Origin of the sequence: Klebsiella sp. CN_Kp088 (genome assembly GCF_040064335.1) — a bacterium.
Classification (GTDB): domain Bacteria; phylum Pseudomonadota; class Gammaproteobacteria; order Enterobacterales; family Enterobacteriaceae; genus Klebsiella; species Klebsiella aerogenes.
Window position 1 is genome coordinate 181,618 of record NZ_JBEAIQ010000014.1, and the last position, 16,490, is coordinate 198,107.

General features: G+C 54.2%; 14 protein-coding genes. 10 read left to right on the forward strand and 4 right to left on the reverse strand.

From position 1 onward, the window contains the following. Positions 1-53 precede the first annotated feature (53 nt). Both ampG and ABLV08_RS04445 read right to left on the reverse strand, forming a co-directional pair. Positions 54-1,529, reverse strand: coding sequence for a muropeptide MFS transporter AmpG (gene ampG, locus ABLV08_RS04440; protein WP_348855606.1), 1,476 nt, complete (start codon positions 1,527-1,529; stop codon positions 54-56). A 44-nt stretch (positions 1,530-1,573) separates the two neighbouring features. Then, positions 1,574-2,152 carry a lipoprotein gene (locus ABLV08_RS04445; protein WP_015367955.1) on the reverse strand — a complete coding sequence of 193 codons (579 nt, stop codon included), beginning with the start codon at positions 2,150-2,152 and terminating at the stop codon, positions 1,574-1,576. Positions 2,153-2,533: 381 nt separating this feature from the next. Between ABLV08_RS04445 and bolA the strand changes: the two genes are divergently transcribed. The 9 genes from bolA to ABLV08_RS04490 all read left to right on the forward strand — a co-directional run bounded on the left by bolA (position 2,534) and on the right by ABLV08_RS04490 (position 12,973). Further along, entirely contained in the window at positions 2,534-2,851 is a 318-nt protein-coding gene (bolA, locus tag ABLV08_RS04450) for a transcriptional regulator BolA (protein ID WP_015367954.1), read from the forward strand. A 345-nt stretch (positions 2,852-3,196) separates the two neighbouring features. Then, a complete protein-coding gene (tig, locus tag ABLV08_RS04455; protein ID WP_015367952.1) occupies positions 3,197-4,495 on the forward strand; it encodes a trigger factor in 1,299 nt (432 codons plus the stop codon). A gap of 312 nt (positions 4,496-4,807) precedes the next feature. Further along, positions 4,808-5,431 (forward strand): ATP-dependent Clp endopeptidase proteolytic subunit ClpP, encoded by a 624-nt coding sequence (gene clpP / locus ABLV08_RS04460; protein ID WP_003021624.1) that lies wholly within the window; start codon positions 4,808-4,810, stop codon positions 5,429-5,431. A 134-nt stretch (positions 5,432-5,565) separates the two neighbouring features. After that, entirely contained in the window at positions 5,566-6,840 is a 1,275-nt protein-coding gene (clpX, locus tag ABLV08_RS04465; RefSeq protein WP_015704591.1) for an ATP-dependent protease ATP-binding subunit ClpX, read from the forward strand. A 183-nt stretch (positions 6,841-7,023) separates the two neighbouring features. Next, positions 7,024-9,378: an endopeptidase La gene (gene lon, locus ABLV08_RS04470; protein WP_015367948.1), complete on the forward strand. Its 2,355-nt coding sequence runs from the start codon at positions 7,024-7,026 to the stop codon at positions 9,376-9,378. Positions 9,379-9,584: 206 nt separating this feature from the next. Then, on the forward strand, positions 9,585-9,857 hold the full coding sequence (hupB, locus tag ABLV08_RS04475) for a nucleoid-associated protein HU-beta (protein WP_002444653.1): 273 nt from the start codon (positions 9,585-9,587) through the stop codon (positions 9,855-9,857). Positions 9,858-10,071: 214 nt separating this feature from the next. Further along, entirely contained in the window at positions 10,072-11,946 is a 1,875-nt protein-coding gene (gene ppiD, locus ABLV08_RS04480; protein ID WP_015704592.1) for a peptidylprolyl isomerase, read from the forward strand. A 148-nt stretch (positions 11,947-12,094) separates the two neighbouring features. Then, entirely contained in the window at positions 12,095-12,460 is a 366-nt protein-coding gene (locus tag ABLV08_RS04485) for a helix-hairpin-helix domain-containing protein (protein ID WP_032712744.1), read from the forward strand. Between the two features lie 111 nt (positions 12,461-12,571). Next, positions 12,572-12,973 carry a YbgC/FadM family acyl-CoA thioesterase gene (locus tag ABLV08_RS04490; RefSeq protein ID WP_020079469.1) on the forward strand — a complete coding sequence of 134 codons (402 nt, stop codon included), beginning with the start codon at positions 12,572-12,574 and terminating at the stop codon, positions 12,971-12,973. Between the two features lie 70 nt (positions 12,974-13,043). On the opposite strand, the gene queC is transcribed toward ABLV08_RS04490, so the two are convergent. Both queC and ABLV08_RS04500 read right to left on the reverse strand, forming a co-directional pair. Further along, positions 13,044-13,754 (reverse strand): 7-cyano-7-deazaguanine synthase QueC, encoded by a 711-nt coding sequence (gene queC / locus ABLV08_RS04495; RefSeq protein ID WP_020079468.1) that lies wholly within the window; start codon positions 13,752-13,754, stop codon positions 13,044-13,046. A gap of 66 nt (positions 13,755-13,820) precedes the next feature. Then, positions 13,821-15,521: an SgrR family transcriptional regulator gene (locus ABLV08_RS04500; protein WP_063411051.1), complete on the reverse strand. Its 1,701-nt coding sequence runs from the start codon at positions 15,519-15,521 to the stop codon at positions 13,821-13,823. A 107-nt stretch (positions 15,522-15,628) separates the two neighbouring features. Here ABLV08_RS04500 and cof point away from each other — a divergent pair, with 107 nt between their 5' ends. After that, positions 15,629-16,447 carry an HMP-PP phosphatase gene (cof, locus tag ABLV08_RS04505; protein ID WP_015367942.1) on the forward strand — a complete coding sequence of 273 codons (819 nt, stop codon included), beginning with the start codon at positions 15,629-15,631 and terminating at the stop codon, positions 16,445-16,447. Positions 16,448-16,490: the final 43 nt, after the last annotated feature.

Here is a 16,490-nt window from a genome sequence, read left to right on the forward strand (position 1 = left end):
GCCGTTATAATTACCTCGGGTAATTAAAACGGCTATTAACGGTTTGGCGAAAATTAAATCAGCTGCGTTTTGCGTAGCGCCATATAGTCCAGAATCGCGCCGAGCAAAATACCACCGATAGCGGTCAGCGCGGCGACTTCCAGCAGGCCAGGCAGGAAGGAGAAAGAGGTATAATCCAGCGCGTTCATCGCCAACAGCAGCAGCCATATCGCCAGCATCAAGCAACCTACCGCCAGGATAAGCAGCGCCAGGGCGTAAGTCTGAGGGTATTGCGTGCGCGGCAAGAAGCTTTCCGTGCGTTGGGTATATTCCAGCGTACGGCGACACAGAAGCAGGAGCAAAATCCCCGGCACGGCGGCAACGACGGAGAAAAGATAAAACGTCGGCCAGCCGTTCGCTTCGACAAACCAGCCGGCAATCGGCCCAACGTAAACGCGACCCACCGCCGACAGCGCCGACAGTAGCGCAAACTGAGTGGCGGAAAACGACTTGTTACACAGCGTCATTAACAGCGCAACAAACGCCGCGGTGCCCATCCCGCCGCACAGGTTCTCAAAAAATACCGCCGCCGCCATCGAATAAAGGTGTTTATCGGTGACCGAGAGGATCCAGTATCCGGCGTTGGAGGCCCCCTGCAGCAAGCCAAAGATCAGCAGGGCGCGGAACAGCGTCAGGCTCTGCATCAGCACGCCGCCGTAGAGTGCGCCGACAATGGTGGCGAACAGGCCCAACGTTTTATTCACCATTCCGACTTCGCCGGCATCAAAACCGACGCCGCGAATAAGGAAAGTGGTGGTCAGGCTCATGGCGAAGGCATCGCCGAGCTTATAAAGGACAATTAACAGCAGAATAAGCCAGGCGTTGTTGCGACCGAAGAAATCGCGCAACGGCGCGGCGACGGCCTGCTCAAGCGATTTAGGCACCGGAATGACGTCGCTGGGCTCCGGCGCCAGCAGCGTGGCGATAATACAAGGAATAAGCAGCGCGGCCATTAGCCAGTACATACCTTGCCAGCCCAGCCAACGGTCGGCCAACCAGAGCGCTAACCCTCCGGAAACCAGCATTCCCAAACGATAACCGAGCACGCTTATCGCCGCACCGGCGCCGCGCTCTTCCGCCGGGAGGACGTCGGTTTTCCAGGCGTCAAAGACGATATCCTGCGATGCGGAGCAAAAAGCAATAACCACAGCCAACGCCGCCATCCAGCGCAACTGCGTTGCGGGTTCAAGAAAGCCCATCGCGGCGATGGCGATAAGCAGCGCAAGCTGAGTCGTCAGCAGCCAGCCGCGGCGGCGGCCTAAAAACGGCGGCGTGTAGCGGTCCATTAATGGCGACCACAAAAACTTAAATACGTAGGCCTGACCGACGAGAGAAAAGAAGCCGATAGTTTTTAAATCGATATTTTCAACGGTCATCCACGCTTGCAGCGTGCCGGAGGTCAGCGCGAGAGGTAAACCAGAAGCAAAGCCAAGGATCAGCAAAATAGCTGATTTGGGCTGCTGAAAAATACGCAAGTAGTGATTGGACATGGCATATAGAGCAGACCCGGTATGATACCGGGTCTGCTATTTTATTAACGAGCGTTTTGTTTGATGAAGTCGTGAATGCTGGTGTCCTGCGCCATGTCGGCGATGGTATCGGTCAGCACGCTATTAACCGCGTTCGCAATGTTCTCGTTGGAAGCCTGGAAAGCGCCCTCAACGGAGTAGCTGGCGCGATAGTTTTTGGTCATCTTGGTGCCGTTAGCGGCGGTCGCGATGATGGCGATATCCGCTTTAGTGGCGATGTTGTAACGCACGTTGCCCTGCGAGACGTCAGCATACAGTTTGTTAACAATGATCTGCAGGTCGACGGCGCCGTTCGGGCCAATCATGTAGCCGCGCGACGTCATTTGCTTCTCAAGCACTTCCTGCAACAGGAAGCGCAGATCGCGAGAGGCGGTCAGCGTAACCAGCTGGTTGTTACGGGTGACCTTCGCCAGCGCCTGATCGGTACGCTGGTCTGCGCCGTTGATGCTGACGGTAACGCCCATCAGGCTCGGATCCTGCTGCGGCAGGGTGATTTTCGGCGATACTTCAATGGTCGTCGGCGGGGTGGCGCATCCTGCGAGTACAAACATCGCGACCAACGGGAATAGAATTTTCTTCAGCATGTTCAGGGTCTCAACGCACGGTGTTGTTATACCCGTCATAATTCAGGTTTCAGACGCCGCGGGGAATCGCGGGCGCTTTTTTCTGCAACTCGAAGTAGTTAGGGTGTTTAAGGAAAATTCCCGCCATCATAACATCGCCAACGGTGAGGGGAAGTGGCTACGAGTGGAAAATCATCGTGTTGTGCGTTTTATGACCTCGTCCCATTTCCGGTGGCGATTTAGCAGGGAGATTTAGCGTTCATCATCAGTAAACCTGATACTTTTGCGTGAAAATATCAGAGGAATGCTAATTTTTTGTTGTTTTCTGCCAATGGAAGCGGTAAAAGCGGCTAACATTTAAAGGGAAAGGCGGCATCTCAGCGTTGTCGGAGGAGAAAATTCATGATGATACGTGAGCAGATCGAAGCAAAACTTAGAGCAGCGTTCGACCCGATGTATCTGGAAGTCGTGGATGAAAGCTATCGGCACAACGTCCCTGCGGGCTCTGAAAGTCATTTTAAAGTGGTGTTGGTGAGCGACCGCTTCACCGGCGAACGTTTCCTTAATCGTCATCGTATGATTTACGGTACGTTGACCGAGGAGCTGTCAAGCACCGTGCACGCGCTGGCGCTGCATACTTACACGATTAAAGAGTGGGAAGGGCTACAGGATACCGTCTTTGCCTCTCCGCCATGCCGCGGAGCGGGTAGCATCGCGTAAAAATCACATTTGCAACCGCTGGCGCTTTTCCAGTATGTTGCGTGAAGATTTAGCAAAAACGGCCTGCGGGCCGTTTTCTTTTGCCTGGAAAATGCGCAAAGTTCGCGCTTTTGCAGACAAATTTGAGCGGGAAATGTGAAAAACGCCGCAGCAGTGGGTGACAACCGTTCTCGACTCACAAAAGTGATGCCGCTATAATGCCGCGTCTTATATATGAATGTCTTCGGGATGATTCTGACGACAGGGAATGTGTTTCTGATTTGAAGAGGGCATCCCGGTTCTGCGAAGCCACCTACACGCGCTTCCAGAGTTGACCGAGCACTGTGATTTTTTTGAGGTAACAAGATGCAAGTTTCAGTTGAAACCACTCAGGGCCTTGGGCGCCGTGTAACGATTACTATCGCCGCTGACAGCATCGAGAATGCTGTCAAAAGCGAGCTGGTCAACGTAGCGAAAAAAGTTCGCATTGACGGCTTCCGTAAAGGCAAAGTGCCGATGAATGTTGTTGCTCAGCGTTATGGCGCTTCCGTTCGCCAGGACGTGCTGGGCGACCTGATGAGCCGTCATTTCGTTGACGCGATCATCAAAGAGAAAATTAATCCGGCCGGCGCGCCGAACTACGTTCCGGGCGAATACAAGCTGGGCGAAGACTTCACCTACGCGGTAGAGTTCGAAGTGTATCCGGAAGTTGAGCTGAAAGGTCTGGACGCAATCGAAGTTGAAAAACCGGTTGTTGAAGTCACCGACGCTGACGTTGACGGCATGCTGGACACCCTGCGTAAGCAGCAGGCGAACTGGAAAGAAAAAGAAGGCGCTGTTGACGCTGAAGATCGCGTTACCATCGACTTCACCGGTTCTGTAGACGGCGAAGAGTTCGAAGGCGGTAAAGCGTCTGACTTCGTACTGGCGATGGGTCAGGGTCGTATGATCCCGGGCTTCGAAGACGGTATCAAAGGCCACAAAGCTGGCGAAGAGTTCACCATCGACGTGACCTTCCCGGAAGAGTACCACGCTGAAAACCTGAAAGGTAAAGCCGCTAAGTTCGTTATCAACCTGAAAAAAGTTGAAGAACGCGAGCTGCCGGAACTGACTGCTGAATTCATCAAGCGTTTCGGCGTTGAAGATGGTTCCGTTGAAGGTCTGCGTGCGGAAGTGCGTAAAAACATGGAACGCGAGCTGAAAGGCGCCGTGCGTAACCGCGTTAAATCTCAGGCTATCGAAGGCCTGGTGAAAGCGAACGACATCGACGTTCCGGCTGCTCTGATCGACAGTGAAATCGACGTACTGCGTCGTCAGGCTGCTCAGCGTTTCGGCGGTAACGAGAAGCAGGCTCTGGAACTGCCTCGCGAACTGTTCGAAGAGCAGGCTAAACGTCGCGTAGTTGTTGGCCTGCTGCTGGGCGAAGTGATTCGCACCAACGAGCTGAAAGCTGACGAAGAGCGCGTGAAAGGCCTGATCGAAGAGATGGCTTCCGCGTACGAAGATCCGTCAGAAGTGGTTGAGTTCTACAGCAAAAACAAAGAGCTGATGGACAACATGCGCAACGTGGCGCTGGAAGAGCAGGCTGTTGAAGCCGTGCTGGCGAAAGCTAAAGTGTCTGAAAAAGCCACTTCCTTCAACGAACTGATGAACCAGCAGGCGTAATTTAGCCCGGCTGTTTAAAGTTCGCGCAAAAGCCCGTTGCCGAAAGGCGGCGGGTTTTTTTTATTGCAATGATAGGCTTAGGATGAGTGCTAAAACACATTTTCAGTGATAGCGTTACTCCAAAAGGTTGTTATGCTTGAATTATGGCTGCGCCATCCCCATAACCGGGTGACGTATCTGCATCCGCAGCGTCAGGAATAATGACCAGGTCAACGTATCAGTGCCCTGCGGATAGAAACTCTGGCTGATAATCCGTCCATAAGGTTACAATCAGTGCAGCAGGTTTTTTCAAAATTAATCCAGGAGACGGAAATGTCATACAGTGGCGAACGAGATAACTTTGCACCCCATATGGCCCTGGTGCCGATGGTCATTGAACAGACCTCACGCGGTGAACGTTCTTTTGATATCTATTCCCGTCTGCTCAAGGAACGCGTTATTTTCCTGACCGGCCAGGTGGAAGACCACATGGCTAATCTGATCGTGGCGCAGATGCTGTTTCTGGAAGCGGAAAATCCAGAAAAAGATATTTACCTGTACATTAACTCTCCGGGCGGCGTGATCACCGCCGGGATGTCAATTTACGACACCATGCAGTTCATCAAGCCGGATGTCAGCACTATCTGTATGGGGCAGGCGGCTTCAATGGGCGCCTTCCTGCTGACCGCCGGGGCGAAAGGCAAGCGTTTCTGTCTGCCGAACTCCCGCGTGATGATTCACCAGCCGCTGGGCGGCTATCAGGGTCAGGCGACGGATATTGAAATCCACGCCCGTGAAATTCTGAAAGTGAAAGGGCGTATGAATGAACTGATGGCGCATCATACGGGTCAATCCCTTGAGCAGATCGAGCGCGATACCGAGCGTGACCGCTTCCTGTCGGCGTCGGAAGCGGTGGAATACGGCCTGGTCGATTCCATCTTGACCCATCGTAATTGATGCCCGTGGCGTAAGGGTGCCGCTATACTTGTTTTAACAACTGGGCGGCACAACGCGTGATCGCGACTTGCGCCTGAGAATGGCATTTGCGTCGTCATCTGCGGCACAAAGAACTTAAGAAGAGGTTTGGACTCATGACAGATAAACGCAAAGATGGTTCGGGCAAACTGTTGTACTGCTCTTTTTGCGGCAAAAGCCAGCATGAAGTGCGTAAGCTGATCGCCGGGCCATCCGTGTATATCTGCGACGAATGCGTTGATTTATGTAACGACATCATTCGCGAAGAGATTAAAGAAGTCGCTCCGCACCGCGAGCGCAGCGCGCTGCCGACGCCGCACGAAATTCGCCACCATCTGGACGATTATGTTATCGGTCAGGAACAGGCGAAAAAAGTGCTGGCAGTGGCGGTATACAATCACTACAAACGTCTGCGCAACGGCGACACCAGCAATGGCGTGGAACTGGGTAAAAGCAACATTCTGCTGATCGGGCCGACCGGTTCCGGTAAAACGCTGTTGGCTGAAACGCTGGCGCGTCTGTTGGATGTTCCGTTTACCATGGCCGATGCCACCACCCTGACCGAAGCGGGTTACGTGGGCGAAGACGTGGAAAACATCATCCAGAAGCTGCTGCAGAAATGCGATTACGATGTGCAGAAAGCGCAGCGCGGCATCGTGTACATCGATGAGATCGACAAAATTTCCCGTAAATCGGATAATCCGTCGATTACCCGCGACGTGTCCGGCGAAGGCGTTCAGCAGGCGCTGTTGAAGCTTATCGAAGGTACCGTAGCCGCTGTTCCGCCACAGGGCGGGCGCAAACATCCGCAACAGGAGTTCTTGCAGGTTGATACCTCCAAGATTCTGTTTATCTGCGGCGGCGCGTTCGCAGGCCTGGACAAAGTGATTTCCCACCGTGTTGAAACCGGCTCCGGCATTGGTTTTGGCGCGACGGTTAAAGCGAAATCCGACAAAGCCAGCGAAGGCGAACTGCTGGCGCAGGTCGAGCCGGAAGATCTGATCAAGTTTGGTCTGATCCCGGAGTTTATCGGCCGTCTGCCGGTTGTCGCGACGCTGAATGAACTGAGTGAAGAAGCGCTGATTCAGATCCTGAAAGAGCCGAAAAACGCCCTGACTAAGCAGTATCAGGCGCTGTTTGGCCTCGAAGGCGCTGAGCTGGAATTCCGTGATGAAGCGCTGGATGCGATCGCCAAGAAAGCGATGGCACGTAAAACCGGCGCCCGTGGTCTGCGTTCGATCGTTGAAGCCGCGCTACTCGACACCATGTACGATCTGCCGTCCATGGAAGATGTCGAAAAAGTGGTGATTGACGAGTCGGTGATCGAAGGTCAGAGCAAGCCGCTGCTGATCTACGGCAAGCCGGAAGCGCAGCAGGCATCTGGCGAATAATTCGCCAATCGACACAAGCAGTTAAGCAAAAAGGGGGGATTTTATCCCCCCTTTTATTTTTCCTGTGTTCCCGCCGTTGAATGTATGGAATACATCCCCATATACTGGATTACATATTAACGGCGACGCGTTAATGAAGGTGTCGTCGGCTACCTGGCGGACTTTAAACTAAGAGAGAGCTCTATGAATCCTGAGCGTTCTGAACGCATTGAAATCCCCGTATTGCCGTTGCGCGATGTGGTGGTTTATCCGCACATGGTCATACCCCTGTTTGTAGGGCGGGAAAAATCTATCCGTTGTCTGGAAGCGGCCATGGACCATGATAAAAAAATCATGCTGGTCGCGCAGAAAGAAGCGTCGACGGATGAGCCGGGTGTAAACGATCTTTTCACCGTCGGGACCGTGGCGTCAATTTTGCAAATGCTGAAGCTGCCGGACGGCACTGTGAAAGTGCTGGTGGAAGGCTTGCAGCGTGCGCGTATTACTGCGCTGTCTGATAACGGCGAGCACTTCTCCGCCAAAGCAGAGTACCTTGCTTCTCCGGTCATTGAAGAGCGGGAGCAGGAAGTGCTGGTGCGTACGGCTATCAGCCAGTTTGAAGGCTACATCAAGCTGAACAAAAAAATCCCACCGGAAGTGCTGACGTCGCTGAATAGCATCGACGATCCCGCGCGTCTGGCGGATACCATCGCTGCGCATATGCCGCTTAAGCTGGCGGACAAACAGTCCGTGCTGGAGATGTCCGACGTGAACGAGCGTCTGGAATATCTGATGGCGATGATGGAATCTGAAATCGATCTGCTGCAGGTTGAGAAACGCATTCGCAACCGCGTGAAAAAGCAGATGGAAAAATCTCAGCGTGAGTACTATCTGAATGAGCAAATGAAAGCCATCCAGAAAGAGCTCGGCGAGATGGATGACGCCCCGGACGAAAACGAAGCGCTGAAGCGTAAGATCGACGCGGCGAAGATGCCGAAAGAGGCGAAAGAAAAAACAGAAGCGGAACTGCAAAAGCTGAAGATGATGTCCCCGATGTCGGCGGAAGCCACCGTCGTGCGCGGCTACATCGACTGGATGGTGCAGGTGCCGTGGAATGCCCGCAGCAAGGTCAAAAAAGATCTGCGTCAGGCGCAAGAGATCCTCGATACCGATCATTATGGTCTGGAGCGAGTCAAGGACCGCATCCTTGAGTATCTTGCGGTGCAGAGTCGCGTTAACAAGCTGAAAGGGCCGATCCTGTGCCTGGTAGGGCCGCCGGGGGTGGGTAAAACCTCGCTGGGTCAATCTATTGCCAAAGCCACCGGGCGTAAGTACGTGCGCATGGCGTTGGGCGGCGTGCGTGATGAAGCGGAAATCCGTGGTCACCGCCGTACCTATATTGGCTCGATGCCGGGGAAACTGATCCAGAAAATGGCGAAAGTGGGGGTGAAAAACCCGCTGTTCCTGCTGGATGAGATCGACAAAATGTCCTCCGACATGCGCGGCGACCCGGCTTCAGCATTGCTGGAGGTATTGGATCCGGAACAGAACGTGGCCTTTAACGACCACTATCTGGAAGTGGACTACGATCTCAGCGACGTGATGTTCGTGGCGACCTCCAACTCCATGAACATTCCGGCTCCGCTGCTGGACCGTATGGAAGTGATTCGTCTCTCCGGTTATACCGAAGATGAAAAACTGAACATTGCTAAGCGCCACCTGCTGCCGAAGCAGATCGAACGCAACGCGCTGAAAAAGGGCGAGCTGACGGTCGACGATAGCGCCATTATCGGCATTATTCGTTACTACACCCGTGAAGCAGGCGTACGTAGCCTGGAGCGTGAAATCTCCAAGCTGTGCCGTAAAGCCGTTAAACAGCTTCTTTTGGATAAGTCGCTGAAACACATCGAGATTAACGGTGAAAACCTGCACGATTATCTTGGCGTGCAGCGCTTTGATTACGGCCGCGCGGATAGCGAAAACCGCGTAGGTCAGGTGACCGGTCTGGCGTGGACGGAAGTGGGCGGCGATCTGCTGACCATCGAAACCGCCTGCGTTCCGGGCAAAGGCAAGTTAACCTACACCGGTTCACTTGGCGAAGTCATGCAGGAGTCGATTCAGGCAGCGCTGACCGTGGTACGCGCGCGTGCTGAGAAGCTTGGTATCAACCCGGACTTCTACGAAAAACGCGATATTCACGTGCACGTACCGGAAGGGGCAACGCCAAAAGATGGTCCGAGCGCCGGTACGGCGATGTGCACCGCGTTGGTTTCCTGCCTGACCGGTAACCCGGTACGCGCCGATGTGGCGATGACAGGGGAAATCACCCTGCGCGGCCAGGTGCTGCCAATCGGCGGTCTGAAGGAAAAACTGCTGGCGGCGCATCGTGGGGGGATTAAGACTGTTCTGATTCCTTACGAAAACAAGCGTGACCTTGAAGAAATTCCGGAAAACGTTATCGCCGATTTGGATATTCATCCGGTACAGCGAATCGAGGAAGTTCTGACACTTGCCCTGCAAAATGAACCGTTTGGCATGCAGGTTGTAAGCGCAAAATAGTGATATCGCGCAAATAGCGTTAAGAAAAGTGGGGCTGGTAAGTAAATTCGTACTTGCCAGCCTTTTTTTGTGTAGCTAACTTAGATCGCTGGCAGGGGTCATCGACAACTCTGTTGTAAGGGCATGACAGTCCTGATATAACTGCTGCGCGGTCGCGCCATGAAGGATTCTGGTGCGATATAAATTATAAAGAGAGGAAGAGAACAGTGAATAAATCTCAACTGATTGACAAAATTGCTGCGGGTGCGGACATTTCTAAAGCTGCAGCTGGACGTGCGTTAGATGCTTTGATCGCTTCTGTTACTGAATCTCTGCAAGCTGGGGATGATGTTGCGCTGGTAGGGTTCGGTACTTTTGCTGTTAAAGAGCGTGCTGCCCGTACTGGTCGCAACCCGCAAACAGGTAAAGAAATTACCATTGCTGCCGCTAAAGTACCGGGCTTCCGTGCAGGTAAAGCGCTGAAAGACGCGGTAAACTAATCGGCACTCCCGTCAGGGAATGTGACGAAGTACAAGGGCGCATCGCGAGATGTGCCTTTTTTATTTGTCCAGAACGCGACTTTATGTGTGTTTATGCGCACTTGTGGGCTGACAATTGCCCCGTTTTCTTGTCAAAATACGTCCTCACGCGCGGCAGCCATCACGTGCTATGCTGCGCGAGCTAAAGTCATCTACAGCGGAGCGTTGTTACACCATGATGGACAACCTACGCACGGCCGCCAACAGCGTCGTGCTCAAGATTATTTTCGGTATCATTATCGTCTCGTTCATTTTGACCGGGGTGAGTGGTTACCTGATTGGCGGCGGCAACAACTATGCCGCAAAAGTGAATGGTCAGGAGATTGGCCGCGCGCAGTTTGAAAATGCCGTTGCCAGCGAGCGTAACCGCATGCAGCAGCAGCTAGGCGATCAGTTCTCCGAGCTGGCGGCCAACGAAAACTACATGAAGACCATGCGTCAGCAGGTGCTGAACCGTCTGATCGATGAATCGCTGCTGGATCAGTATGCCCGTGAACTGGGCCTGAGCATCAGCGACGACCAGGTGAAACAGGCCATCTTCCAGACCCAGGCCTTCCAGTCGAACGGCAAGTTTGATAACGAGCGCTTCAGCGGCATCGTGAATCAAATGGGCATGACCACCGATCAATACGCGCAAGCGCTGCGTAACCAACTGACGACGCAACAGCTGATCAATGCGGTAGCAGGTACCGATTTCATGCTGCCGGGCGAGTCCGACCAACTGGCGGCGCTGGTATCCCAACAGCGCGTGGTTCGTGAAGCGACTATCGACGTTAACGCGCTGGCGGCGAAACAGACCGTTAGTGATGAAGAGATTAACGCCTTCTGGCAGCAGAACCAGGCCCGTTTTATGGCGCCAGAGCAGTTCCGCGTGAGCTACATCAAGATGGATGCCGCCAGCATGCAGGAAAACGCCTCTGACGAAGAAATCCAGTCATGGTATGACCAGCATAAAGATCAGTTCACTCAGCCGCAGCGTAATCGCTACAGCGTGATTCAGACTAAAACTGAAGCTGATGCGAAAGCGGTGCTCGCCGAACTGCAAAAAGGCGCCGATTTCGCCACGCTGGCAAAAGAGAAATCTACCGACATCATCTCTGCGCGTAACGGCGGCGATATGGGCTGGATGGAAGAGGCCTCTACCGTGCCTGAGCTCAAAGATGCCGGCCTGAAAGACAAAGGTCAGCTTTCCGGAGTGATCAAATCTTCCGTAGGCTTCCTGGTGGCGCGCCTTGATGATGTTCAGCCGGCGCAGGTAAAACCGCTGGCCGATGTGCGAAACGACATCGCGGCTAAAGTGAAACAGGAAAAAGCGCTGGACGCGTACTACGCGCTACAGCAGAAAGTTAGCGATGCAGCCAGCAATGATAACGAATCCCTGGCGGGCGCGGCGCAGGTTGCCGGCCTGAAAGTGGTTGAGACCGGCTGGTTCGGCCGTGACAACCTGCCGGAGGAGCTGAACTTCAAGCCGGTTGCCGATGCTATCTTTAATGGCGGTCTGGTGGGTGAAAACGGCGCGCCGGGTAGTAACTCCGATATCATTACCGTTGACGGCGATCGCGCCTTTGTTCTACGCATTAGCGAGCACAAAGCGGAAAGCGTTAAGCCACTGGCGGAAGTGAAAGCGCAGGTGACTGATATCGTGAAGCGCAATAAAGCGGAACAGCAGGCGAAACTGGATGCTGACAAACTGTTAGCCGCCCTGAAAGCGGGCAAAGGTGATGAAGCGATGAAAGCCGCAGGGCTGAGCTTCGGCGCAGCGCAGACGCTGTCCCGTACCGGCCAGGATCCACTGAGTCAGGCTGCATTCTCTTTGCCGCTGCCGCAGAAAGATAAAGCCAGCTACGGCGTAGGCAGCGATGCTAAAGGCAACGTAGTATTGCTGGCGCTGGATGAAGTAAAAGCGGGCGCTATGCCAGAAGAGCAGAAGAAAGCGATGGTGCAGGGTATTACCCAGAATAATGCGCAAATCGCATTCGAAGCGTTGATGAGCAATCTGCGTAAAGAAGCCAAAATCAAGCTCGGCGACATCATCGACCAGCAGCAATAATTTCGCGCCGCCTCGCAAAACGAGGTAACGCGATGCAATACTTAAAGGCCGCTTTCGCGGCCTTTTCCATTTCCGCAATCTGCCTTTTGTACTCCTTTTTTGTAGCCGCTATCGTGACCTTGCTGTCTACAAACAAGGAGATAACAGCATGAACAGAGGAATGAAAATGGTTATTGTCGCCGTGTTGCTGGCTTGTGCGGCGGGTTCTCAGGGGGCGCTGGCGGCATCGGCGAGCGGCAAGGCGGCATCGGCCAAAGAAACTATTCAGGCGCCGCAGACGAAAATGCCGGAGGAGGCCAAAACGGCGGATACCCACGGCGCGCAGGTTAGCATCAATAATGCCAGCGCGGAGGAGTTAGCACAGGCTATGAACGGCGTTGGGCTCAAGAAAGCGCAGGCAATCGTCAGCTACCGCGAAGAATATGGGCCGTTTAAGACTCTCGACGATCTTAAACAGGTCCCTGGGATGGGCAGTTCACTGGTAGAGAGAAATCTGTCACATCTGACGCTGTAATTTTCGCCTGTTGGTTTGCACAGTGGCAAATCTTTGCCATGCTAAAGAGGTTACATCATCTGGTGTGACCTCTTACCTGATTAACAACAATAATAGTAAGGCATGTGCGCTATGCAGACTCAAATTAAAGTTCGCGGTTATCACCTGGATGTTTACCAGCACGTTAACAATGCTCGTTATCTGGAGTTTCTCGAAGAGGCGCGCTGGGATGGGCTGGAGAGTAGTCCGGCGTTTCACTGGATGACCAGCCATAACATCGCTTTTGTGGTGGTCAATATCAATATTAATTATCGTCGCCCGGCGGTACTTGGCGACGTGCTCACCGTGACCAGTAAGCTTGAGCAGTTGAACGGCAAAAGCGGCACCCTTAGTCAGGTTGTGACCCTTAACCCTAACGGTGAAGTGGTGGCCGATGCGCTGATTACCTTTGTCTGCATTGATTTGAAAACGCAGAAGGCGCAGCCGCTGGAAGGGGAGTTGCGCGAAAAGCTCGACCAGATGAATTTACGCTAATAACAGTCGGACCGCGGAGAGTTGCGAACCCGTAGCCCCGGTAAGCGAAGCGCCACCGGGGACGTTGAACTTAAGCTTCGTGCCCCTGGCCCAGACCGGTTTTTTGCTTCATGACCGCCATCACGCCGGCCTTATCGCCCAGATACTGATTCAAGCCGTTGGCGCGCAGGTTGCAGGCCGCACACTGGCCGCAGCCGTCACCCTTGATGCCGTTATAGCAGGTGAGCGTTTCGCGGCGAACCAGATCCAACTGGCCCCAATAATCGGCCAGCGCCCAGGTCTCGGCTTTGTTGAGCCACATCAGCGGCGTTTCAAAGCGAATGTCTTTCGCCATACCAAGGCTAACCGCGTGGTGCAGCGCTTTAACAAATTCGTCGCGGCAGTCCGGGTAACCGGAGAAGTCGGTCTCGCAAACGCCGGTAATAATTGCTTCGGCCTTAACCTGATAGGCGTAGATCGCCGTCAGGGTTAAAAACAGAATATTGCGACCTGGAACGAAGGTATTCGGAATACCATCGGCATCCGGCTCGTAATCCGGTACCGGAATGCTATCGCGGGTCAGGCTGCTCACCGCCAGTTCGTTAAGCAGCGTAACGTCCAGCACTTTGTGCGCCACCGCGCCCAGTTTTAGCGCCAGCTCGCGAGCCACGTCAATCTCGGCGCGGTGGCGTTGGCCATAATCAAAAGTGACGCAATGCACTTCATCATACTGTTCCAGTGCCTGCACCAGGCAGGTTGTTGAGTCTTGTCCTCCGCTGAAGACAACTACGGCGCGTTTCATAGCAATTCCTGACTAAATAAGTGAGAGCGTTATGGTACCGTCAGACGCTCGCGGCGACCAGCTCTCTCACGCCGATGATGCCGGTAGCCAGGCGCTGGCAAAGTCGAACCACCCTCTGGCATTAAGGCGCAGGCCGTTAACCCCCGGCGGCGCGCTGATGCGGTAATTATATTTGAATAACGGCGTCATGATGGCGTCATCCATCAGCGTGTTGAAGACGTTGCGCAGGGCATCGTTGCGGCTACGCGCTTCGGGCTGCGCCTGCACGGCATCTAACGTTGCCTGCAGGTGCGCATATTGCGCCCCGGTCAGCAAATGGGGCCATAGAGTATCGCAGCGCAGCCACTGCTCAAGGGTATATTCCGGCGCTTCGCCAATCAGGCGGTCGCCCATCATCATATCGGCCTGCGCCAGATACCGGCAGCCGTCCCAATTTTTGGCGTCGTGAAAAATGAGCGTCAGTTCGCAGCCGAGAGTGGCGAGGCGCAGTTTCAGTTGCTCAGCCATTGTGTGTAATTCGACCGGCAGATGATAGAGCAGGGTGAGTTGGGGCGGCAACGGCACCTCATGATTTTCCGGGCCCTGGGGAATGGACCAGCCGGGCAGCACCTCATGGCTCGGTGTGATCAGGTCTTCGTCAAGCGGTAGCGTTTCCAGCAACGATGAGCGGTGGATAATCGAAATTATCCGCTGGGCCTGCGCTTTACTAAGGTGAGGGCTATGACGCAGGGTCAGAAAGCAGAAACCGAGGCTGATGCTGTTGCTCACCTGGCGCAAATTATTGAGCTCTTCGGGATCGCCGATGGTGATCTGTACCGGATGGCGACAGCTGGTGCCGAGATCGCTTTCGAATAGCTGCGGCGTGATCCAATATTCTACCGCCTGGATCAGCGGATGCTGTAAATGGTAGCGGGGATGGTTCTCCAGCCGAACCAGATCCGGGCCAAAAAGCTTTATTCGGAACGGACCGCTACCGAGCGCCGGATCGTCAGGATGCGCCAGCACGCTGCAATAGCTGGCTAAACGGAACGGTAGCCAGTAGTCCGGGCGATGCAGCGTAATCGTCAAACATTGGGCGTGGGTGACATCGATACGGCTGATGCTGGCAAAGAGGGTGCGAAGAGCCGGGAGTTCCAGGAGCAACAGTAGTCTTTGCCGCAGCTGTGAGGTTTCCACGGTATCGCCGTTATGCCAACACAGGGTAGAGCGGATATAAAAGTGCCACCGCAGCCCATCGGGTGATACCTGCCAGTGGTGTGCCAGATCGCCCACCGGCGTATTGTCGCTATCGTCGAAACGCGTCAGGCCGGAATAGATCTGCCCGGCCAAATGTTGTTCTGCGCGCCCGGGAAGAAAACCGGGGCGCAGCGGTTCCAGCGGACGATAGTAAGGAATACGCAGGGTCGGGGTATTGTTTTGCCACTGGCCGCCGAGGAAGGGGTGCAACAACGCTTTCAGCTCAACCGGCGCCAGCTGCGCCAGCTCCAGCGCGTTTTGTTGCTGACCCTTATTCAGCGCCTGTTCCATCATCTCGTTACGCAAACTTTCCGGGGTTTTGTAAAAACAGAGCATTCCGCGCTTGCCGCGCCCGGAGCTGGCCTGCCAGCTTAACCAGCCGGCCTCCTGAGCCTGGCGCAACAGCGTACGGATATGGCGCTCGCTACAAAAGCAGCGTTCAGCCAGCTCGCCAACGGTCACCTGCTGCGGAGCGCCGGACGACGGCTGCCAAAGGCGCTGGTACTGATTTAAACGATTTAATAATCTCATTTGCCGAAAACCCGGAACAATAAAAAATATCTATTCACTATTACTTCCGTATATCTCAGGCGATACTGCTACACAAGCAAAACCCATCACACATCGGGGAAAATACCATGGCAAAATTAGCGGCATTTGATATGGACGGCACCCTGCTGATGCCGGACCATCGTCTCGGAGAACAGACTCTGACGGCGCTGAGACGGCTGCGTGAACGCGATATCGCCCTGACCTTTGCCACCGGTCGCCATGCTCTGGAAATGCACCATGTGATCGGCGAGTTTTCCCTTGATGCTTTTCTGATTACCGGTAACGGCACGCGCATCCATTCACTGGAAGGTGAAGAGTTGTATCGCCAGGATCTGAATCCGGAAGTGGCGGAAGAGGTGCTGCACAGCGTGTGGGATACTCAGGCGAGTATGCACGTTTTCAATGATGGCGGCTGGTTTACCGGCCAGGCAAGGCCGGAACTGCTCCGGGCTCACGCCTTCAGCGGCTTTCATTATCAACTGCGCGATCCGAAACGGATGCCGGCGCATCACGTCACCAAGATCTGTTTCTGCGGCGATCATGACGATCTGCGCCGTCTGCGGATCCAGCTAAATGACGTGCTAGGCGATCGCGCGTTTCTTTGTTTCTCGGCGATGGATTGCCTGGAGGTGCTGCCGGTCGGCTGTAATAAAGGGGCTGCGCTGGCGGTGCTGAGCCAACACTTAGGTTTCACTTTGCAGGACTGCATGGCCTTCGGCGATGCAATGAACGATCGCGAGATGCTTGGTAGCGTAGGGCGAGGGTTCATTATGGGCAACGCGATGCCGCAGCTCAAAGCTGAACTGCCGCATCTACCGATCATCGGAGACTGCCGTCATCAGGCTGTTTCTCATTTTTTAACACATTGGCTGGATAATCCTGATCTTCCTTATTCCCCCGAATAGAGAGACCCTACCAGCAAGCCGGATAACGTTCTATCCGGCTTTT